This is a genomic window from Ramlibacter sp. bp-362 (assembly GCF_054956735.1).
Genome location: NZ_JBUDXE010000007.1, coordinates 69970 through 90658, shown reverse-complemented (window position 1 = coordinate 90658; position 20689 = coordinate 69970). Strand labels below are relative to the sequence as shown.

The 20689-nt window shown below is 66.7% G+C and carries 20 protein-coding genes and 1 pseudogene; 15 read left to right on the top strand and 6 right to left on the bottom strand.

Features of this window, described 5'->3' with window-relative positions; translation table 11 throughout:
- Position 1 precedes the first annotated feature (1 nt).
- A complete protein-coding gene (ftsH, locus tag ACY0MJ_RS11520) occupies positions 2-2026 on the bottom strand; it encodes an ATP-dependent zinc metalloprotease FtsH (protein WP_462638602.1) in 2025 nt (674 codons plus the stop codon).
- Positions 2023-3237, bottom strand: coding sequence for a TerC family protein (locus ACY0MJ_RS11515; RefSeq protein WP_462638601.1), 1215 nt, complete (start codon positions 3235-3237; stop codon positions 2023-2025). The genes ftsH and ACY0MJ_RS11515 overlap by 4 nt, the downstream gene beginning before the upstream one ends.
- Between ACY0MJ_RS11515 and ACY0MJ_RS11510 the strand changes: the two are divergent.
- From ACY0MJ_RS11510 to ACY0MJ_RS11495, 4 genes and pseudogenes are all read left to right on the top strand, one after another.
- Positions 3236-3694, top strand: a pseudogene (locus ACY0MJ_RS11510) (phosphoribosyltransferase); the annotation flags it as partial. The gene ACY0MJ_RS11515 and the pseudogene ACY0MJ_RS11510 sit on opposite strands and share 2 nt — an antisense overlap.
- A gap of 166 nt (positions 3695-3860) precedes the next feature.
- Complete coding sequence (locus tag ACY0MJ_RS11505) at positions 3861-4847, top strand: threo-3-hydroxy-L-aspartate ammonia-lyase (RefSeq protein WP_462638600.1); 987 nt, start codon at positions 3861-3863, stop codon at positions 4845-4847.
- Between the two features lie 11 nt (positions 4848-4858).
- Entirely contained in the window at positions 4859-5452 is a 594-nt protein-coding gene (locus tag ACY0MJ_RS11500) for an NADPH-dependent FMN reductase (RefSeq protein WP_462638819.1), read from the top strand.
- A gap of 119 nt (positions 5453-5571) precedes the next feature.
- Positions 5572-6228 carry a hypothetical protein gene (locus ACY0MJ_RS11495; protein ID WP_462638599.1) on the top strand — a complete coding sequence of 219 codons (657 nt, stop codon included), beginning with the start codon at positions 5572-5574 and terminating at the stop codon, positions 6226-6228.
- On the opposite strand, the gene ligD is transcribed toward ACY0MJ_RS11495, so the two are convergent.
- From ligD to ACY0MJ_RS11480, 3 genes are all read right to left on the bottom strand, one after another.
- Complete coding sequence (ligD, locus tag ACY0MJ_RS11490; RefSeq protein WP_462638598.1) at positions 6212-7147, bottom strand: non-homologous end-joining DNA ligase; 936 nt, start codon at positions 7145-7147, stop codon at positions 6212-6214. The two genes, ACY0MJ_RS11495 and ligD, sit on opposite strands and share 17 nt — an antisense overlap.
- Complete coding sequence (locus tag ACY0MJ_RS11485; RefSeq protein WP_462638597.1) at positions 7147-7335, bottom strand: DUF3606 domain-containing protein; 189 nt, start codon at positions 7333-7335, stop codon at positions 7147-7149. The genes ligD and ACY0MJ_RS11485 overlap by 1 nt, the downstream gene beginning before the upstream one ends.
- A 113-nt stretch (positions 7336-7448) precedes the next feature.
- Complete coding sequence (locus ACY0MJ_RS11480; RefSeq protein ID WP_462638596.1) at positions 7449-8438, bottom strand: LysR family transcriptional regulator; 990 nt, start codon at positions 8436-8438, stop codon at positions 7449-7451.
- Positions 8439-8528: 90 nt separating this feature from the next.
- On the opposite strand from ACY0MJ_RS11480, the gene ACY0MJ_RS11475 reads away from it, so the two are divergent.
- The 8 genes from ACY0MJ_RS11475 to ACY0MJ_RS11440 all read left to right on the top strand — a co-directional run bounded on the left by ACY0MJ_RS11475 (position 8529) and on the right by ACY0MJ_RS11440 (position 17862).
- A complete protein-coding gene (locus tag ACY0MJ_RS11475) occupies positions 8529-9524 on the top strand; it encodes a Bug family tripartite tricarboxylate transporter substrate binding protein (RefSeq protein ID WP_462638595.1) in 996 nt (331 codons plus the stop codon).
- An 11-nt stretch (positions 9525-9535) separates the two neighbouring features.
- Positions 9536-10921 carry an acyclic terpene utilization AtuA family protein gene (locus ACY0MJ_RS11470; protein WP_462638594.1) on the top strand — a complete coding sequence of 462 codons (1386 nt, stop codon included), beginning with the start codon at positions 9536-9538 and terminating at the stop codon, positions 10919-10921.
- Positions 10918-11277 (top strand): AtuA-related protein, encoded by a 360-nt coding sequence (locus ACY0MJ_RS11465; protein WP_462638593.1) that lies wholly within the window; start codon positions 10918-10920, stop codon positions 11275-11277. The genes ACY0MJ_RS11470 and ACY0MJ_RS11465 overlap by 4 nt, the downstream gene beginning before the upstream one ends.
- A gap of 49 nt (positions 11278-11326) precedes the next feature.
- On the top strand, positions 11327-12496 hold the full coding sequence (locus ACY0MJ_RS11460) for an acetyl-CoA acetyltransferase (RefSeq protein WP_462638592.1): 1170 nt from the start codon (positions 11327-11329) through the stop codon (positions 12494-12496).
- Positions 12497-12539: 43 nt separating this feature from the next.
- Positions 12540-14054, top strand: a complete 1515-nt coding sequence (locus ACY0MJ_RS11455) for an AMP-binding protein (RefSeq protein ID WP_462638591.1) — start codon at positions 12540-12542, stop codon at positions 14052-14054.
- A 269-nt stretch (positions 14055-14323) separates the two neighbouring features.
- Positions 14324-15598 carry a tyrosine-type recombinase/integrase gene (locus tag ACY0MJ_RS11450; protein ID WP_462638590.1) on the top strand — a complete coding sequence of 425 codons (1275 nt, stop codon included), beginning with the start codon at positions 14324-14326 and terminating at the stop codon, positions 15596-15598.
- 234 nt (positions 15599-15832) lie between these two features.
- On the top strand, positions 15833-16039 hold the full coding sequence (locus tag ACY0MJ_RS11445) for a hypothetical protein (protein WP_462638589.1): 207 nt from the start codon (positions 15833-15835) through the stop codon (positions 16037-16039).
- Positions 16036-17862 carry an AAA family ATPase gene (locus ACY0MJ_RS11440; RefSeq protein WP_462638588.1) on the top strand — a complete coding sequence of 609 codons (1827 nt, stop codon included), beginning with the start codon at positions 16036-16038 and terminating at the stop codon, positions 17860-17862. The genes ACY0MJ_RS11445 and ACY0MJ_RS11440 overlap by 4 nt, the downstream gene beginning before the upstream one ends.
- 109 nt (positions 17863-17971) lie before the next feature.
- Here the strand turns inward: ACY0MJ_RS11440 and ACY0MJ_RS11435 are convergent, their stop codons facing one another.
- Positions 17972-19009, bottom strand: a complete 1038-nt coding sequence (locus ACY0MJ_RS11435; RefSeq protein ID WP_462638587.1) for a hypothetical protein — start codon at positions 19007-19009, stop codon at positions 17972-17974.
- Between the two features lie 253 nt (positions 19010-19262).
- On the opposite strand from ACY0MJ_RS11435, the gene ACY0MJ_RS11430 reads away from it, so the two are divergent.
- The 3 genes from ACY0MJ_RS11430 to ACY0MJ_RS11420 are packed head-to-tail and all read left to right on the top strand — an operon-like array spanning position 19263 to position 20540.
- Positions 19263-19592 (top strand): hypothetical protein, encoded by a 330-nt coding sequence (locus ACY0MJ_RS11430; protein WP_462638586.1) that lies wholly within the window; start codon positions 19263-19265, stop codon positions 19590-19592.
- Positions 19593-19602: 10 nt separating this feature from the next.
- Entirely contained in the window at positions 19603-19959 is a 357-nt protein-coding gene (locus ACY0MJ_RS11425) for a hypothetical protein (RefSeq protein WP_462638585.1), read from the top strand.
- Positions 19956-20540: a hypothetical protein gene (locus tag ACY0MJ_RS11420; RefSeq protein ID WP_462638584.1), complete on the top strand. Its 585-nt coding sequence runs from the start codon at positions 19956-19958 to the stop codon at positions 20538-20540. Before ACY0MJ_RS11425 ends, ACY0MJ_RS11420 begins: the two co-directional genes overlap by 4 nt.
- Positions 20541-20689 lie beyond the last annotated feature (149 nt).

The window sequence follows — 20689 nt, the reverse complement described above, 5'->3', positions numbered from 1 at the left end:
CTCAGACCTGCAATGGCTTCGCCTGCAGCTCCGGCGCCGGCGGCAGCCCGGTCGCTTGCAGGATCTCCTGCTCCGACAGCGTCTCCTGCTTCAGCAGCGCCTGCACGAGCCCGTCGAGCGAGGAACGGTGCTCGCGCAGCAGGCGCTTGGCTTCCGCGTGGCACTCGTTGATGATGCGGTGCACTTCCGCGTCGATCAGGCTGGCCGTCTCGTCGCTGAAGGGCTTCTCGCCCATGAAGCCGGCGCTGCCGCCCAGGTAGGCGTTCTGCTGCGGCGCCAGCTGCACCATGCCGATGGCGTCGCTCATGCCCCAGCGCGTGACCATGTTGCGGGCCATCTGCGTGGCCTGCTCGATGTCGTTCTCGGCGCCGGTGGTGCGCGTGCCGTACACCACTTCCTCCGCGGCCCGGCCGCCCAGCATGCCGATGATGCGGGCGCGCAGGTATTCCTCGGGATAGTTGTAGCGGTCGGTCTGCGGCCGCTGGTACGTCACGCCCAGCGCCTGGCCGCGCGGCACGATGCTCACGCGGTGCACCGGGTCCGCGCCGGGCACCACCAGGCCCAGGACGGCGTGGCCGCTCTCGTGGTAGGCGATGCGCTCGCGGTCGTCGGGGCCCAGCAGCAGCGGGCGCTCGGGGCCGAGCACGATCTTCTCCAGCGCGTCGAGGAAGTCCTTCTGCTGCACCTCGGCCTCGTTGCGGCGCGCCGCGAGCAGCGCCGCCTCGTTCACCAGGTTCTTCAGGTCCGCGCCGGAGAAGCCCGGGGTGGCCTGCGCCAGTTCCTCCAGGCTCACCGTGGCGCCCAGCGGCACCTTGCGCACGTGCACGCCCAGGATGGCCTGGCGGCCCGCCTTGTCCGGCAGGTTCACCACCACGCGCCGGTCGAAGCGGCCGGGCCGCAGCAGCGCGCGGTCCAGCACGTCGGGCTGGTTGGTGGCGGCCAGCACGATGATCCCTTCGCGGCCGCTGAAGCCGTCCATCTCGGTGAGGATCTGCTGCAGCGTGTGCTCCTGTTCGCTGGCCCCACCGATGGCGACCTGGCCGCGGGCGCGGCCGATCGCGTCGATCTCGTCGATGAAGATGATGGCCGGCGCGTTCTCGCGCGCCTGCTTGAACAGGTCGCGCACGCGCGCGGCGCCCACGCCCACGATCATCTCCACGAATTCGGCGGCGCTCATCGAGAAGAAGGGCACGCCGGCCTCGCCCGCCACCGCCTTCGCGAGCAGCGTCTTGCCGGTGCCGGGCGAGCCGATCAGCAGCACGCCCTTGGGCGCGGTGCCGCCCAGGCGCGTGTACTTCTGCGGCGACTTGAGGAAGTCGACGATCTCCACCAGCTCGTTCTCCGCCTCGTCGATGCCGGCCACGTCGTCGAAGGTGACGCGGTTGGCCGCGTCGTTGTCGTAGCGCTTCGCCTTGCTGCGGCCGATGCCGAAGATGCCGCCCATGCCCATGCCGCCGCCCTGCCGCGCGGCGCGCCGGTACATCCAGACGTAGAAGCCGATGATCAGCAGCGCGGGGCCGAAGCCGAACAGCAGCGTCGCCCAGGCGCTGCCCTGCTGGATCGGCACGGCGCTGATCTCCACGCCGTGGCTGATCAGGAAGGACTCGAGGTCGCGGTCGAAGAACGCGGGCAGCTCGGTGGTGAAGACGGTGGCCGTGCGCGGCGGCGGCAGGCGCGGCAGGCCGCGCGGGTTGGCGCGCGGCGCGGACGCGGCCTGCCCGGGCGCCTGCGCCGGCGCCGGCCAGGTGACGGGCGCGTTGAACAGGCCTTCGATGCTGGTCGCGCGGCTGTAGATCGCGGCGACGTTGCCCTTGCCAACTTCTTCCCGGAACACCGTGTAGGGCACGGTGATGGGCGCGTCGGCCGGCGGGAAGAGGTAGGTGCTCAGCAGGTAGTTGATCAGCAGCACGCCCGCGAACAGCAGCCAGTACTTGCGCGGCGGCAGCGTGGGGCGGGTGGGGCCGGTCGGCTTGGGGGGCGTGGGATTCGGGCCGGGCATGGAGGGGCGCGGTGGAGTGGCCGTCATGATGCCGTGCCCCGGCCTTCCGCGGGGGCGGACGCCGCCTGCCGGGCATGGGCTTCGGCCAGCATCTCGCGCAGCGTGTGCCGCTCATGGATGAGCGCGCGGTACTCGGCGGGCAGCGCCTTCACGGCTTCCTCGGCGCTCACCAGCTCGGCATAGGCACGCTCACGCTCGGCGGCCGGCGCCGCCGTCCCGTCCAGGTCGCGGTACGCCGCCAGGCGGCGGCGCAGGCGGCTCACCGCCGTCTTCGCCTTGCCCTTGGGGCTCAGGAGCGACAGCGCCACGGTGACCACGAGGATGGCGACGATGACCACCAGCGACTGCAGCGTCGTGATCTCCACCACCTTCACCGGCTCGCCGTCGTTGATGATGGGCACGTTGTTCTCGTGCAGGGCGTGCAGCACGAGCTTCAGACCGATGAAGGCGAGGATGGCGGCCAGGCCGTAGGAGAGGTACAGCAGCCGCTCCAGCAGGCCTTCCACCAGGAAGAACAGCTGGCGCAGCCCCAGCAGCGAGAAGGCGGTGGCCGTGAAGACGATGAACACGTCCTGCGTCAGGCCGAAGATCGCGGGGATCGAATCCAGCGCGAACAGCACGTCGGTGAGGCCCAGCGCCACGATCACGAGCACCATGTTGGTCATGCGGCGCCGGCCGTCCTGCACGGTGAACAGCCTGTCGCCGTCGTAGCCGCCGGTGGTGGGAATCAGCTTGCGCGTGATGCGCAGCACGATGCCTTCTTCGTCGTCGCCGCGGCGCCGGTCCTCGGGCTCCAGCATGTGGCCGGCCGTCAGCAGCAGGATCAGGCCGAAGATGTAGAACACCCAGGCGAAGCGCTCGATCAGGGCCGCGCCCAGGAGGATGAAGCCCGTGCGCGCCACCAGCGCGATCACGATGCCGATCAGCAGCGCCTTCTGCTGGTCCTCGCGCGGCACCTTGAAGCTGGACATGATCACCAGGAACACGAACACGTTGTCCACCGACAGCGCCTTCTCGGTGAGGTAGCCGGCGAAGTACTCGGTGCCGAGCTCGGTGCCGCCGATCACGAACACGGCCACGCCGAACAGGACGGCGATGCCCACGTACAGGGCGGACCAGCGCGCCGCCTCGCGCAGCGTGGGCACATGGGCGGTGCGGATGTGGAAGAAGTAGTCGAACAGCAGCAGGGCGACGATCAGGGCGATCGTCAGTTCCCAGACGAGCGGCGCGTGGTGCATGGGGCTCTCCTGCCGTTGGGGCAGCAACAGGAGGGCATCATGCCCAGATGCGACCGGCCCGGGTGGCATCGCTCCTACATCGCCCTGCCGCCGGTCCGATGGGAAACGGAGGCGGCCGGAAGGAGGCTGTCCTCATGCAACACAGCCGGTGGCCGCCGAAGTGGCGAGGGAACTCGACGCGCCGCTGGACATCCTGGTGGTGCGCAAGATCGGCCACCCGATGCACGAGGAATTCGCGATCGGCGCCATCGCGAGCGGCGGCGTCACCGTCATGAACGCGGAGCAGCACGACGCGCTCGGCGAGGTGCGGCGCGAGGACGTCGACCGCATCGTCGCCCGCGAGCAGGCCGAACTGCGGCGGCGCGAAGTCCTGTATCGCGGCAACCACCCCGCCGTGCCGCTGGAGGGACGCGAGGCGATCCTGGTCGACGACGGCCTCGCTACCGGCGCCACCATGCGCGCCGCGGTGCAGGCGGTGCGCCAGCCGGGCCCGGCCCGCGTGACGGTGGCCGTGCCGCGAGGAGGTCCGCAAGCTGCTGGCGGAGGCGCGGAGGCACCTGGCGGCGTAGGGCGGCGGCGCGGGGCCGCTGCAGAATACGCGGGTCCCCACTCCCCCCGCCGCCATGACCAGCCCTCCGCGCCTGCCCACCTACGAAGACGTCGCCGCCGCCGCCCGGCGCATCCGCGACCACGCGCACCGCACGCCGGTCCTCACCTCGCGCACGCTGGACGAGGAACTGGGCGCGCGGGTTTTCTTCAAGTGCGAGAACCTCCAGCGCATGGGCGCGTTCAAGTTCCGCGGCGCCTTCAACGCGCTGTCGCGCTTCGATGCGGGGCAGCGGAAGAAGGGCGTGGTCACCTTCTCCTCGGGCAACCATGCGCAGGCGATCGCGCTCGCGGCCCGGATCCTGGGCATACCCGCGACCATCGTGATGCCTACCGACGCGCCGCAGGCCAAGATCGCGGCCACGCGGGGCTATGGCGGCCAGGTCGTCCTGTACGACCGCTACAAGGACGACCGCGAGCAGATCGGCCGCGACCTCGCCCGCGAGCACGGGCTGACCCTGGTGCCGCCCTACGACCACGAGGACGTCGTCGCGGGGCAGGGCACCGCCGCCAAGGAGCTGTTCGACGAGGTCGGGCCGCTGGACTTCCTCTTCGTGCCGCTGGGCGGCGGCGGTCTGCTGGCCGGCAGCGCGCTGGCCACGCGGGCGCTGTCGCCGCGGTGCAAGCTGTACGGCGTCGAACCGGAGGCGGGCAACGACGGCCAGCAGTCCTTCCGCAGCGGCAAGATCGTGCACATCGACACGCCGCGCACGATCGCCGACGGCGCGCAGACGCAGCACCTGGGCGACATCACCTTCCCGATCATCCGCTCCGGGGTCGACGACATCCTGACGGCTCCCGATGCTGCGCTGGTGGACTGCATGCGCTTCGCCGCGACGCGCATGAAGCTGGTGATGGAGCCCACCGGCTGCCTCGGCTTCGCGGGCGCGCGCGCCATGCGCGAGGCGATCCAGGGAGCGCGCGTGGGCGTCGTGGTGAGCGGCGGCAACGTGGACATGGCGCGCTTCTGCGAACTGCTGGGGGCGTCCGGCGCCGCCGGTTAGCATCGGGCGCCATGAGCACCACCCCCCTCCACCTCCTCGGCATCTCCGGCAGCCTGCGGCGCGGCTCGCACTGCACCGCGGTGCTGCGCACCATCGCCGAACACCTGGGCCAGGGCGACGTCCGCCTGACGCTGCACCCGCTGAACGACGTGCCCATGTACGACGCCGACCTCGACGGCGAGAACCCGCCCGCAGCCGTGCAGTCGCTCAAGTCCGCGATCGCGCAGTGCGACGGCCTCGTGGTGTGCTCGCCCGAATACAACTACGGCATGTCCGGCGTGCTGAAGAACGCGATCGACTGGGCTTCGCGGCCCGGCTTCCAGTCGCCGCTGAAGGGCAAGCCGGCGCTGGTCATGACGGCGTCGCCCGGCACCGCCGGCGGCGTGCGCGCCCAGTACCAGATCCGCGAGGCGCTCAGCGCCACGCTCGCGCGGCCCATCGTGCATGCGCACGTGGCCATCGCCGGGGTCGTGCAGAAGATGACCGACGGCCGGCTCACCGACGCGGCCACGCTGGAGTTCGTGCTGGCCTCGGTGCAGGACCTCGCCATGGAAATCCGCGTGCTGCAGGCCGGGCGCGCGGCCGTGCCCGGCGCGGCCAGGTAAGCCCTTCGGCCTCGCGGTCGGCGCTGTCCGACCCGAAGGGTGGGCGCGGGCGGACAGGCCCACCCCCATGGCTGACCTCAAAGTGCAGGGCCATGCCTTCCGAGCCAAGAGGAAACGCCATGCGCGCCCTGTCCCGCCTTTCGCTGCTGCCCGTCGGTGCGCTCCTGCTCGCCGCCGCGCCGCTTGCGCTGGCCGAATCGCCGCTGCTGCCCGACCCGGTCGCGCCGGCCGTGATCGGCAGGCCGCTGGACCAGATCCGTCCCGTGCGGCCCAAGCGTCCCAAGTCGCACAAGCCCGCGGCGGCCAAGCCCAGGCTCGCGAAATCCTCGACGCCGGCGCAGGGCAACGCCAGGCCCGTCGCGGCGACCGCCATGGGCGCGGGGGCGGCGCCCGTCGCCGCGGCCGCGCCGGCGCCGCAGCACACCGCCAAGCAGGCGCTCGACGACCGCGCGGACGTCAACATGAAACCGCCGCCGGTGGGCGAGGGCACGCACTTCGCCCGCAAGCCGCTGGGCGAGGGGGCCTACTTCGGCGACAGGCACCGCAACGCCGCGTACAAGTACTACGAGGAGCACCCCGTGAAGCGGCCGGCGGTGGACTGGAAGATCGGCGAGCCGGTGCCGCGCGATGCGATCGTCGCGATGGTGCCCCGCGCGCTGCTCGCCGTGCTGCCGAAGGTGCCGCCCGGCCACCAGTACGTCGAGCTGGGCGGCGACGTCGTGCTGATCGCCTCGCAGTCGAAGATGGTGGTGGACGGGATCAGCCGCCGCCACTGAGCAGCGGCGCGGCCGCGGGCAGCAAGGACGCTGCGCGCTCCAGCGTCTGCCGGCTGCGCCAGTAGCCGGCCCACGGATCCGCGCGGCCGGCCAGGAATTCGGGCAGCGTGCGGATCGTCCAGTGATCGCCGCCCCGCAGGCGCCCCAGCTCGTCCCACGCGACGGTGACCGACACGCCGAGGCCGGCGCGGGCCCGCGCGGAGAAAGCCGCCACCGTGGTCTGCGCCGGCCCGTTGCGCAGGTAGTCGACGAACACCTTGCCGACGCGGTGCGCGGCGCCGGCCTTCGCCGAGAACCGCTGGGGCAGGGTGCGCGCCAGGTGCTCCGCGATCGCGCGGGCGAGCGCCTTCACCTGCTGGTGGTCGTGCTGCGGCTTCAGCGGCACCGCCAGGTGCAGGCCCTGGCCGCCGCTCGTCTTGAGCCAGGCGCGCAGGCCCAGCTCCTCGAGGAATGCGCGCACCAGCGTGGCCGCCTCCTGCACCTGCGGCCAGGGCACGCCCGCGCCGGGATCCAGGTCCAGCATCAACCGGTCGGGCAGCGCGATGGCGGCCGCGGTGCTGTTCCATGGATGCAGTTCCACCATGCCGGCCTGTGCGGCGGCGATGAGGTCCTGCACCGTCTCGATGGAGATCGCGGGTTCGTGCCCCGGCCACAGGCGGGGATCGGTGCCGCGCAGCCCCGGCAGGCCGCCGGGGTGTTCCTGGAACACGGTGGGTGCCTGCACGCCTTGCGGCGCGCGGCGTATGAAGAGGGGACGGCGCCGCAGGTGCGGCAGCGCCCACTCGGCGACGGCGGCGTAGTAGCGCACCAGGTCGGCCTTGGTGATGCCGGTGGCCGGGTCGATCACGCGGGTGGGGTGCGTGATCTTCAGCCCGGCCAACCCTTGAAGCTGGCCCGGCCCGCGGCTGGCCGCGGCCATCAGCGAGGCTTGTCGCCCTTCAGGTAGTCGCGCACGCGGTCCGCGCGGTCGCCCACCGCCTGCACGGCTTCCTTCAGGCGCTCAGGCGTCACCCCGAGGCTCTTCGACCAGTCGCGCAGTTCGTAGTCCTGGTGGACGTTGATGCGTTCGCGGTCTTGTCCGTGGGATTGGGTCTTGTCGTCAGACATGAGGCGCTCCACTGTCGTGTTCGCCTCAAGATAGCGCGGACCTGCAGGTCGGGGTGTAGGCGCGCGCCTGGACTCACGCAATGCGAGTCCGATGGAAACGGTCATCGCGACGCCTACCCAGGCCTGGACCGCCGCGGAACCGCCGACCGCTTGGATGGTGCCCGCTGCCTGGCTGTCGCTCGCGCGCGGGCCTCATCGAGCAGCACCGCGTGAAGCCTCGATGCAGCAGGCGATGCCGCCAGGTCGTTGCGCGTGACGGAGCCGATGACGCGCTCGAGCCGATGCCCCTTCAGCGCGACGCTGGTGAGCTCGGAGCAGTCGAGCAGGGCCAGTGCCAGGCTGGGCACGACGCTCAAACCGAGACCGGTTGCGACCATGGCACCGACCAGCGACAAATGCTCGACCTCGTAGGACACATTCACCGTCAGGCCCATGGCGAGAAAGGCGCGGTCCAGCGCGGGGCGGACGGTGCTGTTGTGGGTGAACCCGATGAATGGGCGGGAACAGAGCGTGTCCCAAGGTACCGCCTTCATTGCAGCCAGGGGATCGTCCTTGCGGCAAAGAAGAACGAACTCGTCCACCAGGATGCGCTGGAACCGGAACCAGTCCGCCGCTGCCGGCTGGGTGACGATCCCGAAGTCCGCGGTGCCGTCTCGCACCGCTTCCACCACCTGCTGTTCCGTCCGGCCGAGAATCTTCACTTCGACACCGGGTGCCGACGCGGCGAGCCGCCGCAGCGCCCCCGGCACCACTGCCACCGCGAGGGACGGCAGGGTCGCCACCACCACCCGGCCGGCCTGCCCATCGAGCACGGTTCCCAGCCTGGCGAACGACTCGTGGTACTCCCCCACGAGACGCTTCGCCACGGGAAGCAGGGCCATGCCGGCGGCAGTCAGTTCCACGGCGCGCGTCGTCCGCTTGAAGAGCGGAGCGCCGAGCGCCTCCTCCATCAGGCGCAGGGTGCGGCTCAACGCGGGTTGCGACACGTGCAGGCGCGTGGCGGCGCTCGTGACGTTCCTCAACGCCTCGATGACGAGGAACGCTTCCAGCTGCTTGACCGATGGTGTCCGCTTCATGATTCTCGATTCATCAACTTGTGGCATGAATCACATCAGGTCATTGTATTTGTTTGGATGGATGATCGAACCTACAGTGCGTCACGAGCAGACAACCAGCAAGGAGACAACGCAGCCATGAAACCCGAATTCCGTCGCAACCTCTTCCGGCTTGGCTTGCACAGCCTGGTGCTGGCCGGCCTGGCACTGGCCGGTGGAGCGCAAGCGCAGGGCTTTCCCGACAAGAGCCGGCCGGTGAAGATCATCGTGCCCGCGGGCGCCGCCACGGCGGCCGATCTGTACGCGCGCAACTACGGCAAGGCATTGGGAGAGATCACGGGGCTGAACGTGATCGTCGACAACAAGCCGGGTGCGGAAATGCTGATCGGCGTCCGGGCGTTCCTGGCATCGCCGCCGGACGGCTACACGGTCATGCTGACCAGCAGTTCTTCCCAGACGCTCAACCCGGTGATGCTTCCGAACCTGCCGTACGACCCTTTGAAGGACATGGTCCCCATCGCGGGCATCGCCAAGGCCGGATTCTTCATGAGCCTGGGAACCAGCACGAGCTTCAAGACCGCGCGCGAGTTCATCGCGGCAGCCCGCGCCAACCCCGGCAAGTACACCTGCGCCAGTTCCACCACCTCGACGCGGCTTGCCTGCAACCTCCTGGAAGCCACCGCGAACATCAAGCTGCTGAACGTCCCGTACAAGACGACGGCTGCCGCGCTCACGGCGGTGTCTGCCGGCGAAGCCGACCTGATCCTGGTCGAGGGCGGGTCGTCGCGCTCGTACTGGCAGACGGGCCGGCTGCGCGCCGTCGCCGTCGCGACGCCGGCCCGCATGGCGGCGCTTCCCCAGTTGCCTACGCTGGACGAGGAGGGAGTGAAGGGCTACGAGTTCGGCGCCTGGTACGCTGTCTATGTGCCGGCCGGGACGCCGCCGGATGCGGTAGCCTTCCTGCGCAACGCCTTCCGCAAGGCATCTGCCGCCAAGGAAGTCGTGGAGACGGTCTCGAAGTTCACGCACGAGCCATTCGAGGTGACCCCTGAGGAGCTCGCAGACCTGAACCGCCGGGAAGTCGAGAAGTGGTCGCTATTCGTCCGGACGCACGGCATCAAGGCTGCCAACTGATTCCTTTCGAGATGAACAAGACCGTATTCATCGGCTGCGGCGCCGGGTTCGCCGACGAGCGGCCGGATGCAGGGATTCATGTCGCACGGGCACTCGCAAGGTGCGATGGCCCCCGCTATGTGATTTACGAGAACCTCGGGGAAAGGACATTGGCGTTGGCCCAGAAGGAACGCCACCGGGATCCGGGTGCCGGGTACACACCCCAGCTCGAGTCATTCCTCAGGCCGATGCTCGCCTTCTGCAAGGGGAACGGCATCCGCATTGTCGGAAACTTCGGAGCGGCGAACCCGATCGGAGCGGGGAAGCGCATCGTCCAGATCGCCTGTGAACTCGGCGTGAGCGGGCTCAAGGTGGCTGTCGTGACCGGAGACGACCTCCTGGAGTACGTTCCCCACGACACGATCCGCGCCTGGCCTATCGTCGAAGGGATTCCGCTGCCGGACACGAGCATCGTTTCGGCCAACGCCTACATCGGCGCCCAACCACTGCAGCGAGCGCTTGCCACCGGTGCGGACGTCGTCGTGCTTGGGCGCGTGACCGATTCGGCACTGACGCTGGGTCCGCTGATGCACGAGTTCGGCTGGAACGAGAACCAATGGGACCTGATGGCCGCCGGGACCCTGGCTGGCCACCTCCTGGAGTGCAGCGCGCAAATCACGGGTGGCTATTTCGCCGACCCCGGCTACAAGGACGTCCCGGACCTGGCCCGCATCGGATTCCCGATTGCCGAAGTGTCGGCAACGGGCGAGTGCGTCATCACGAAACCTCCGGGCACGGGCGGCCGGGTTTCGGCGCGGACGGTCAAGGAACAGATGCTTTACGAAATGCACGACCCATCCGCGTATCTCGTTCCGGATGTGACGCTCGACATCACCGGCGTCGAGGTCGAACAGCTCGGTGAGGATCGGGTGCGCGTCAGCGGCGCGCGCGGCAAGCCGCGTCCGCCGACCTTGAAGGTCACCGTGTGCACCGACGGCGGCTGGCTGGGCGAGGGCGAGATCACCTACGCCGGGCCGAATTCCCTGGCGCGGGCGCAACTCGCCGAACAGGTCCTGCGCGAGCGCATGCGCATCATGGGAATCGATTGCCCAGTGCGCATCGACATCGTCGGCACGATCAGCACCTTTGATTCCGATGCCGGGACCCTGAGGCGCCAGGGTACCTGGGCGCCCGACGGCGACCATCGTGTGCGCATCGCCGGAAAATCGCTCGACAAGAACATGGCCGAAAGGGTCGCCAACGAATTGATCGCCCTTTACACGACCGGGCCGGCCGGCGGTGGCGGAGTCCGAAGGTCGCTCGTGAGCCGGATCCAGACCCATTCCGCGCTGGTCGACCCCGACGTCGTTCGAACCACTACCACCGTCCTTTCAACGGAAAAGGAGGCGCTCTCGTGACCAAGGTGCCGCTTCACGAAATCGCGCACGGTCGCACCGGCGACAAGGGAAATCGCGCGAACATGAGCCTGTTCGCGTATACGGATGATGCCTACAGGACGCTGTGCGAGCAGGTCACCGTCGAACGCATCCGCGAAATGGTTGCCCATCGTTCAGCGACGACGATCACGCGTTACGAGTTGCCGCGTTTGAACGCCCTCAATTTCGTCATCGACGACGTGCTCGAAGGGGGTGTCAACGGCAACCTCAACCTCGACGGTCATGGCAAGACGATGTCGTTCCACATCCTCCGGCTGATGGTGGAAGTCGCCCCGGAACTGCTTTCCCGATGCAGAGCGGCGCGCAAGATGGAGTGAAACTCGGGTGGCCGCCCTTGAGCGCCCGGGTTGATTTCATGAGGACACGATGACGAACGCATACATCACCGGCTGGGGCCACACGCCTTTCGGCAAGCTGGACAACGTCGAACTGGAGCAACTGATCCGCGATGCGGTGCGTCCGGCGCTGGACAGCGCGGGGCTGGAGCCCCGGGACATCGACGGCATCTTCGTCGGTCATTTCAACGCCGGCTTCGTGGGCCAGGATTTCACCGCCTCACTGCCTGCAGTGGCGATGCCCGAGTTCCGCCACACCCCTGCTGTGCGCGCCGAAAATGCCTGCGCCACCGGCTCCGCCGCGATCTGGGCTGCGCTGGATGCCATGGCGGCGGGGCGCATGAAGCGCACGCTGGTGATCGGCATGGAGCGCATGAACGGCCTGCGCACGCCGGAGGTGGCCGCCACGCTGATCAAGTGCTCCTACGTCAAGGAGGAGGGCGCGGACCCCGCCGGCTTCGCCGGCATCTTCGGCGGCATCGCCACCCAGTACTTCAGGCGTTTCGGGGACCAGTCGGATGCACTGGCGGCGATCGCGGCCAAGAGCCACGCCAACGGCATGCACAACCCGTATGCCCACATGCGGCGCGATTTCGGTTTCGACTTCTGCCGCACGCCCTCGGACAAGAACCCCTTCGTCTCAGGACCGCTGAAGCGCTCCGACTGCTCGCTGGTCTCGGACGGCGCCGCCGCCCTGGTCCTGTCGACCGAACTGCTGCCGGGCGCGAAGGTGCCGGCCGTGCGCTGGCGCTCGCGCACCCAGGTCAGCGACTTCCTGCCGATGTCGCGGCGCGATCCGACGAAGTTCGAGGGCGCTGCGCTGGCCTGGCAGAAAGGCCTGGAAGCCGCCGATGCCACGCTCGGCGAGCTGTCCTTCGTGGAGACCCACGACTGCTTCACCATCGCCGAGATGCTGGAATATGAAGCCATGGGACTGGCGCCGCATGGCCAGGGCGCGCGCGTGATCCTCGATGGCATCACGCGCAAGGACGGCAGGTTGCCGGTGAATCCTTCGGGCGGCCTCAAGTCCAAGGGGCACCCGATCGGCGCGACCGGCGTGTCGCAGCACGTGATGGCCGCCATGCAGCTGTCCGGCACCGCCGGGGGCATGCAGGTCGACAACGCCCGCGTCGGCGCCGTGTTCAACATGGGCGGTTCGGCCGTGGCCAGTTACCTGAGCATCCTGGAAGCATTGCATTGAGCGCCGTGCACCGGAACGACGGGTCCGTGCCGGAGCGCCCCGCATGAACATCGCGCAGTGGCTGGAGCGCACGGCACGACTTGATCCGGAGCGTCCTGCCATCGGACTCGGCTCATCCGTGTACTGCACATACGGCGACTTCGCCCTGCATGCCGCCCGCGGTGCCGCATGGCTGCGCGGCCGAGGCGTGCAGGCAGGCGACCGGGTTGCCCTGTTCATGACAAACCGCCCCGACTACCTCGAGCTGATGTGGGCTGCCTGGTGGGCTGGCGCGGCGGTCGTGCCCGTCAATGCGAAGCTGCATCCTCGCGAAGCCGCCTGGATCTGCGCGCACAGCCGAAGCAAGCTTGTCTTCGCCGACGAGGAGGTTTGCGAGGCGCTGGGTGCGGCGCTGCTGGCGGATGGCGCGAGCATCCCTGTGCATGCATGCTCCGGGTTCATGCTCGACCAGCAGTTCGAGCCCCTCCCGGTCTCGCCGCGCTCGGAATCCGATCCAGCGTGGCTGTTCTACACGAGTGGCACGACCGGACGTCCCAAGGGAGTGACGCTCGCCGCGCGCCAGCTCAGCTGGATGAGTTTCTCCTATCTCTCATCGGTGCAGCCGGTCGCCCCAGGGGATGCACTCCTGCATCCGGCACCCCTGTCCCACGGAAGCGGTCTCTACCACCTGCCGTATGTGCTGCAGGGCGGAGTGAACGTGGTGCCGGGATCCGGCGGGTTCGACCCCGAGGAGAGCCTTGCGCTGGCAGCTCACTGGCGCAACGCTTCCTTTTTTGCGGCACCGACGATGGTGCGGCGCCTGGTGGATACCGTGAAGACGCGGGGGCTGCGGCCCGAAGGCCTTGCGACCATCACCTACGGCGGCGGCCCGATGTACGTGGCCGACATCGAGGAAGCGCTGCGCGTCGTGGGGCCGCACTTTGCGCAGATCTACGGACAGGGGGAGTCGCCGATGACGATCACCGTGCTGCCGCGCCACGTGATCGGCGACTCCTCGCACCCCCGTTACCCTGAACGCCTGGCTTCCGTAGGCACTGCATGTTCCATGGTGGAGCTCTCCGTGCGCGGCGAGGACAACGAGGAGGTGCCCGCCGGGCAGAGCGGCGAGATCTGCGTGCGCGGCGACGTCGTCATGAACGGCTACTGGGACGAACCCGCCGCGACGGCGGCCACGATCATCGAGGGCTGGCTGCACACCGGAGACGTGGGCCGCATCGATGAGGACGGCTTCCTCACCTTGCTCGATCGCACCAAGGACCTGATCATCAGTGGCGGGACGAACATCTATCCGCGTGAGGTCGAGGAGGCGCTCCTGACGCACCCGGCCGTGGCCCAGGTGGCAGTCATCGGCAGGCCCGACCCCGAGTGGGGCGAAAACGTGGTCGCCTACGTTGTTGTGCGCGAGGCGGTATCCCCGGAATCACTCGACGCCCACTGCCTGGGTGCGATCGCCCGCTTCAAGAGGCCGAAGCACTACCGCTTCGTCGAGTCGCTGCCCACCAACAACTACGGCAAGGTGCTCAAGACGGCGCTGCGCGACCTGGAGCGCAGCCGCTAGCGTCTTTCGGGACTCCGGGGCGCCTGTGGGACGCGGGCGCAATTCGCCAGGTGCTGCAAAAAAGAGAGCGCCAGCCCGCAGGCTGGCGCTGTATTTGTGGTGGGTCCTGTAGGATTCGAACCTACGACCTACGGATTAAGAGTCCGCTCAGACCACTCGGATGTTCTTTCTTTATTCATACATATCAATAGCTTAGACGCTACCGCGAGCGCTTGATCGCTCTGCAGTGCTACAGTTCGTGCCTACACATATGCCTACACGAACTAGAAATGACAGTCCTTGAGAAGCGCCTCACTGAAGGCTTGGCTCGCTCGGTGCCGATCTGCCCCGAGCGCAACACGATCTATTGGTGCCGGGATACGAAGGGATTCGGGGTACTCGTGACACCCAAGGGATCACGCGCGTGGGTCATGGAGCGGCGTGTAGGCGGCGACACCAAGCGGCGCACGTTAGGGAAGGTCGAAGGTCGGGGAGCGATCTCCGCTGACGCGGCGCGCAAGGAGATCATCAAAATCAACGCCGAGTTCCTAGACGGTGTTGACCGCCTCAAGCAGAAGCGAGAACAAGCAAAGCTCAATGAGCGGGATGTCACGCTCGCCGAAGCGGTAAGCGAGTACGTGCTGAAAAAGCGACGGGCAAAGGACGGTCTTCCACTGACCGCGAGGACGAAGGCCGATTACGTCGCGATGGTTCAGCCGGGTGGAACCACCGCAACCGGCAAACCGAAATGCGACGGCGAACTGTTCGCGCTGGCCGACAAGAAGCTCAGCAAGATCGTCGGTGACGATGTTCGACGCGTCTATGAGCAGGCCCGCAAAAGGGGCGAGCGCCGGGCGGATTACGCCATGCAGGTGCTCCGCGCCGTGGTGAACTGGCACGGAGTACTGATTCCGGGCAACCCCCTTGGGAAGGAAGTCGCAGGGCGGGATCGAATTGTCTTGCGACCCAGCAGTCGTCCAGCGAACCCCGTTCCTGCCGAGCGTCTCGGAGCGTTCTGGCGTGTCGCCTCGAGAGCAGCTCAGGAAGGAAAACGACACGCCGCATCTGCTGACCTCATCCGCTTCATGCTGCTGACGGGCGCGCGGGGCGGGGAATCCCATGGTAGTGAATACAGCGAGCCCATCCGAGTCAAGCACGTTGATGTAGTCGCGGGGCGAATAGAACTGCCCGAGACGAAAAACCGTCGCAGTCATCTGATCTTCTTGTCGCGTCAGGCGGCGGAGATCGTGAAGCGGTACGTGGAGGGCAAGCGGCCTGATGACCAGGTCTTCACCGTGCGGGATCCAGGCAAGACCCTGCACGTTATCTGCGATGCCGCCGGTGTTGAACGTCGGAGTCCCCACGACCTTCGCGACACGTTCGGAAGCGTCGCAGAGGGGCTGGTGTCGGCGTACACGCTGCAGCGTATGCTGAACCACACGCCGAAGGATGTTACCGGCACCAGCTACATCAAAGTCGGCGACGCGCATCTCCGGGCCGGGTGGCAGGCGGTCGCTGACTACATTCAGGCCCTCTCAGTCGAAGACGAATGTCGCGCGGCGTAAACATCCCGAGTTGGGGGGATCTGCGTAGCAGCCCATAAACGTGAATCCCACCATATAGTTCGGATCGCGGTCACACGAGGATCGCCTGAGTTGGCGCGGAATCGCCGACCGCCCGATGTGCTCCAAGGTCGCCCGTCGCCTGCCGACCAGGCCATCGATAAGGTGTAGTGAAAGCCTCGGACCATGAGGTTAGTGGTGGCCTTCTACGGTTCCACCACTATGAATCCGACTCCCATGCTGGCGTTCGACGAGCGCCAGTGCGCCGAGGCACTCGGCATGTCCATTGCGTGGCTGCGCAAGGACCGTCGCAACAAGCGCCTCATCCCGTTCTACCGCCTCGGCGGGCGCATCCTCTACTCCCCTGTCCGCGTGCAAGCGGCACTCGATGCGCTCGAAGAGGGCGGCAATCGCCCGAAGGTCCGCCGGGAGAAGATGGCATGAGCGCGCACCTCATCCCGAACATCGGCGGCATCCCTTCCGAGCTGAAGGCGCACCCCGCGTGGGTGCTCTGGAAGTACATCGACGGACGCAAGCTGCCCTTCGACCCCAAGTCGCCGACGAAGACCGCCAGTTCTACTTCTTCGGCGAGCTGGGGATCGTTTGAGCAGGCGCTCGCCAGCTACCAGGGTGGCGGATTCGCTGGCTGTGGCGTCGTTCTCGATGGAGGCGATCTCGTCGGCGTTGACCTCGATGGTTGCGTCATCGAGGGCCAGCCGAGCGAGAAGGCCCTGGCTCTCATCGAACAGCTCGATGCACCCTACGTGGAGCTGTCGCCGTCTGGCCGTGGCCTCCGCATCTTCGGCTACGGAGAGGAATTGGCCTCAGGCATCAATGGCGAACATGAAGGTCTGAAGGCGGAGTTCTACTCCAGCAAGCGCTATCTCACCGTCACGGGTCACGCCATCAAGAGCGAACCCCTGCGCAAGCTGAAGGATTTTTCAGCGATCGCGCAGAAGTTCAAGGTGCGCATGCCGAAGGCAGGCGATCTCACTGAAAACAGCGGCGTGACTTCGGCGGAGAAGCACGCGACCTGGATCGAGCAGATTCTCAGCGGAAGCGTATTCCACGATGCGCTCCGTAACCTCGCCGCCTCGTACATCTCAAACGGCATGAAACCAGTCGTGGCCGAAGCAAATCTGTTCGCGCTGATGGATGGAGTTCGCGTGGAGAAGGACGATCGCTGGCGCGCGCGGCGCAAGCAAATTCCTGCCCTGGTGAGCAGCGCATTTGAGAAGTTCGCAGTGACCGGCTTCACCGATGCGGCGGCTGTGGGAGGCCGTTACAAGCCGCTCGGTGGCCCCGAGCTCCGCGCGCTGCCGTACACGAAGTGGCTGATGAAAGGAGTGCTGCCGGACGCCGGGCTGGCGGCCGTGTTCGGCCCGCCCAGTAGTGGCAAGACGTTCCTGTGCATGGCGATCGCCGCCGCGCTCGCGTCGGGAGGCGAATGGTTCGGGCACAAGATCAATTCTGCCGACGTTCTTTACGTCGGTCTCGAGGGGGAAGGTGGCATCAAGCAGCGTGCAGCCGCGTGGGAGAAGCACCACGGTCGTGAGCTGCCGACGCGGCTGAACTTCATCCTCCAGGACTTCAAGATCATCAAGGCCCAGGACATCGCTGATCTCTCGTCCCATATCTCGCCTGGCGGCGTGGTCTTCATCGACACGCTGAATCGCGCTGCACCCGAGTGCGATGAAAACAGCTCAGCAGACATGGGGCAGATTATCGAGGGTGCGAAGGAGCTGCATCGGCGCATTCAGGGGCTGGTCGTGCTGGTTCACCATACGGGAAAGGACGCGAGCAAGGGCCTGCGCGGACACAGCTCGCTGATCGCGGCGCTGGACGCTGCCGTTGAAGTCACGCGCAGCGGTGATGAGCGCCAGTGGCGTGTAGCGAAGAGCAAGGACGGTCGAGACGATGTCGCGCACGATTTCAAGCTCGAAACGGTGGTGATCGGACAGGACGAGGACGGCGACGATCTTACGTCGTGCTTCGTGGTGCCCGCTTCTAGTGCTGCAAAGCCGACCGCTGTATCGGGACAGAAGAAGGACGCGCTCGACGCCCTGCTGCATGCCGCCGGAGGATGTGCAGGTTGCATCGTGAGCGAAGACCACTGGCGTCAGGAGTTCTACGCGCGCAACCCGGACATGAAGCCTGACACGCAGCGGAAGGCGTTCAATCGCGCAGTCGGTGATCTGCAGAAGATCGGTTGGGTAGGAAAGTGCGGGGAGGGGTACATGGTCACCGAGTTCGTCTGCGAGGCGTGACATGGGACAAGGCGGGACATTTCAGTGACATGTCCTTCTTGATGAACGGGACATCCGTGACAGCACCCTATAGGGCTGTCACGGTGTCACGTCTCTTTCGTCGTGCAGCTCAGATGAACTTCACCGTGACAGGTCCGACGATGTTGCTCTCGTCGAGAGTCGGCATTTCCGGCCTGACCGGGGCCTTCTCGGCCATGCCGCGCGCCAGCCTGACGAGTCGCGCTAGGCAGTCGTGAGCGTAAACCAACCCGTCTGCACCCGCAGCGTCGCCTCTACTTGCTCGGACCAGCATTGCAAGTTCTCGCTGCAAGTAGGTTCCCGCCGATCTGGCGTCCCTGATTGCCTTCGGGTCCTTGGGAAGCGGAAACGTCACACCCGGCAGCGTCCCTCCCCCCTTGACCTCCTGCTCAGTGCACATCGCGTACAGCGCCGCCTCTGCCCGCGCGAGAGGCACGCTGTGAACGACCAAGTCACGGTACGCTCCCAGCTCAAAGAGCCAACCCCCTGGGCTTGTCGCCATCTTCAAGTCATCCGCCAGTACATCCCCTGAGCGCATCTTGTCCAGAACCTTCTTCTTCAACATGCCCATGCTGTCGATCGAGCCGCTGGTTAGATTTTGCTGAGAGCAGGCGTAATACGCAAAAAACTCGGCAAGGTAGTCTCGTAGCACGCACGCATCGACAAGGAACACCTGTAGGGACAAATAGCCTAGCCATGTGAACCCATCAACGAACCGTTCGCCGGGGCGAAAGCCTTGCGCGCAGCGTGAGTTGAGCTGCGCGTGATACGCCTCTGAGACGTCTCGCAATCGCCAAGAGCAGACGCGTAGCTGGTGTGACACCCGGTAGGCTAGGTCCCACAGCTTAAGGTTGCCGTTCTTATGTGCGGAAAACCCAATCTGTGACCATAGTTGCGCCTGGTCTTCACTCGTCCAGGGACTGACTTCACCCTGAACGTAGGGCCGCCAGTTCGGAGGAACGAGAGCGTTCGCTTCGAGTGAGTTCGTCACAAAATCGACGCCGATCACATTCAAACCGAGAGCGTGTAGATCGGCGTATAGCGACCCGTAGGAGCGAACAGGTGCTTCAAGCGCCGATCCTGCTGTGGCGGACGGGTAGAGGATGACGCGCGGCTCTTGCCTATTCAACGCGCGACTTCCTCCGAGGAGGTGAACTCCGCGAAGGGCGAGCCATTGGTTTGTGTCAGGTTGCATGCGGTCCTCTATGCCATACGTAGGCACTCTACTCGCCTGAACAGGGTCCCTGACATATGCCTCGCGAAGCGGGGGCGAAGAGGCCCGATCTGAACGAGTTTTTCACTTCTGCAAACTTGATTACCTCATCCTCAGGCATCTCCAACCCTACACCCGTGTAGCAGTGCGAAATTGGACCGCAGGCGCAATGCAGTTCAAACAGTCAAACTTCCGCATGACTATGACTAACACCCCTTCGGATTCGCACCAGCCGCCGAGCCTCGCTGGCTGGGTGCGACTCGCTGCAGCCGCCAGCATGGCAGGTGTCTCGGCCGATACGCTCGCGGGATGGATCGAGCGCGGTGAGATTCCCGTTGCGATGCGGCAGCAGGGACCGCGCCTGCGCTTCGTGAACGGAGCTCAGTTCGATGCGTGGAACGGCACGCCGCACAGCCTCTATACGCCCGAGGACCTCGCGCGGGCCCTCCGCGACTATCCCCCGGCCAGCGCTGTTCTGCGCGGCATCGACCTGTTCTAAGGACTCCGCAATGATCGACTACGAGAAGCTCGCCCGCATCGAGGCACGCGTCGCGCGCCTCGCGGACTCGCGCAAGGCGCGGCACGACCGCTATCGCGAGATGGTGGAGAACTCCAAGCGGCTGCGCACCGACGCGGTGTGGCAGGCGCATCCTGACTACCAGGTCATGTCGCTCGCCGAGCTGCTGGCCGTTGACACTGAAGAACTGCGCGAAGCTGGTGTCGATGCGAAGACGCTACAGCGCGCCGCGTTCGAGCGCCGCCTCGCAGACGAAGAACTGCGTGCAAGCCCTGAGGAGGACGCAGCTTTCGCGGTGCTCTCGAAACTTCTTCACAACCTGAAAGCCTACGCAGGAGAGCCGCGATGAAGGTGCACAATCCCCAGATTGAAGCCGTGCGAGAGGCGATTCGCGCACGCCACGCGGAACGCGCAGCACTTAACGGACAGGCGCTGTCGCGTGAAGAGGTGCGGCAGAAAATCCTCTCGATGGTCGCCGATTGGGAAGCGGATGCGCAGGGCAAGCACGCGATGCACCTGCGACTCGTGGCCGCGGGTGAACACCCCTCGATGCTCGACTTCGGCACCGAGCACATGAACGGTCCGCTGCTGGTCCTTATGCTCGGCGCGGATCGCGTCCAGCAGGCGCTACTCGCGGGCATCGACGCAGTGCCGGAAGGAACGCCGCGGGCGGAGCGTGAGAGTCGCTGCGCAACTATTGACGCTGAACTCGACCTCCTCGAAGCAGAGGAAGAAGCGCTGATCGTGCAGGCCGAAGACGCAGGCGAGCAGATCATCCGTCGCGCGGATGCACGGCCTGAGATCGTGCTGGGCAGGCGGGACCCGGCACCGTTCACGCGTAGCCCGCGCTACCAGGCTCTCGGCGAGGTGCCTGCGCCCCGCCGACGCGCGGCTATCCCGTCCACCTATGTGGGGTCCTCGCGCCCGTGATCATTCGGCTGGCCGAAGTTGTGGCGCAAATGCGAGTCGAGTCCGCCTGTCCTATGCAGCGGTCGCCGACTCGCGCAGTAGAAATCACCAAACGTTCGGGTGCATTTATCACCTGACGGTGCGCGCGACAACGGGCATCATCTGAGGCA

Coding starts and splice junctions, on each gene's coding strand:
- ACY0MJ_RS11450 (WP_462638590.1), top strand. CDS start 14,324: ATGACAGTCCTTGAGAAGCGCCTCACTGAAGGCTTGGCTCGCTCGGTG.
- ACY0MJ_RS11425 (WP_462638585.1), top strand. CDS start 19,603: ATGATCGACTACGAGAAGCTCGCCCGCATCGAGGCACGCGTCGCGCGC.
- ACY0MJ_RS11500 (WP_462638819.1), top strand. CDS start 4,859: ATGAGCACCACCCCCCTCCACCTCCTCGGCATCTCCGGCAGCCTGCGG.
- ftsH (WP_462638602.1), bottom strand. CDS start 2,026: ATGACGGCCACTCCACCGCGCCCCTCCATGCCCGGCCCGAATCCCACG.
- ACY0MJ_RS11505 (WP_462638600.1), top strand. CDS start 3,861: ATGACCAGCCCTCCGCGCCTGCCCACCTACGAAGACGTCGCCGCCGCC.
- ACY0MJ_RS11440 (WP_462638588.1), top strand. CDS start 16,036: ATGAGCGCGCACCTCATCCCGAACATCGGCGGCATCCCTTCCGAGCTG.
- ACY0MJ_RS11470 (WP_462638594.1), top strand. CDS start 9,536: ATGAACAAGACCGTATTCATCGGCTGCGGCGCCGGGTTCGCCGACGAG.
- ACY0MJ_RS11495 (WP_462638599.1), top strand. CDS start 5,572: ATGCGCGCCCTGTCCCGCCTTTCGCTGCTGCCCGTCGGTGCGCTCCTG.
- ACY0MJ_RS11455 (WP_462638591.1), top strand. CDS start 12,540: ATGAACATCGCGCAGTGGCTGGAGCGCACGGCACGACTTGATCCGGAG.
- ACY0MJ_RS11430 (WP_462638586.1), top strand. CDS start 19,263: ATGCAGTTCAAACAGTCAAACTTCCGCATGACTATGACTAACACCCCT.
- ACY0MJ_RS11480 (WP_462638596.1), bottom strand. CDS start 8,438: ATGCCACAAGTTGATGAATCGAGAATCATGAAGCGGACACCATCGGTC.
- ligD (WP_462638598.1), bottom strand. CDS start 7,147: ATGGCCGCGGCCAGCCGCGGGCCGGGCCAGCTTCAAGGGTTGGCCGGG.
- ACY0MJ_RS11515 (WP_462638601.1), bottom strand. CDS start 3,237: ATGCACCACGCGCCGCTCGTCTGGGAACTGACGATCGCCCTGATCGTC.
- ACY0MJ_RS11420 (WP_462638584.1), top strand. CDS start 19,956: ATGAAGGTGCACAATCCCCAGATTGAAGCCGTGCGAGAGGCGATTCGC.
- ACY0MJ_RS11445 (WP_462638589.1), top strand. CDS start 15,833: ATGCTGGCGTTCGACGAGCGCCAGTGCGCCGAGGCACTCGGCATGTCC.
- ACY0MJ_RS11460 (WP_462638592.1), top strand. CDS start 11,327: ATGACGAACGCATACATCACCGGCTGGGGCCACACGCCTTTCGGCAAG.
- ACY0MJ_RS11475 (WP_462638595.1), top strand. CDS start 8,529: ATGAAACCCGAATTCCGTCGCAACCTCTTCCGGCTTGGCTTGCACAGC.
- ACY0MJ_RS11485 (WP_462638597.1), bottom strand. CDS start 7,335: ATGTCTGACGACAAGACCCAATCCCACGGACAAGACCGCGAACGCATC.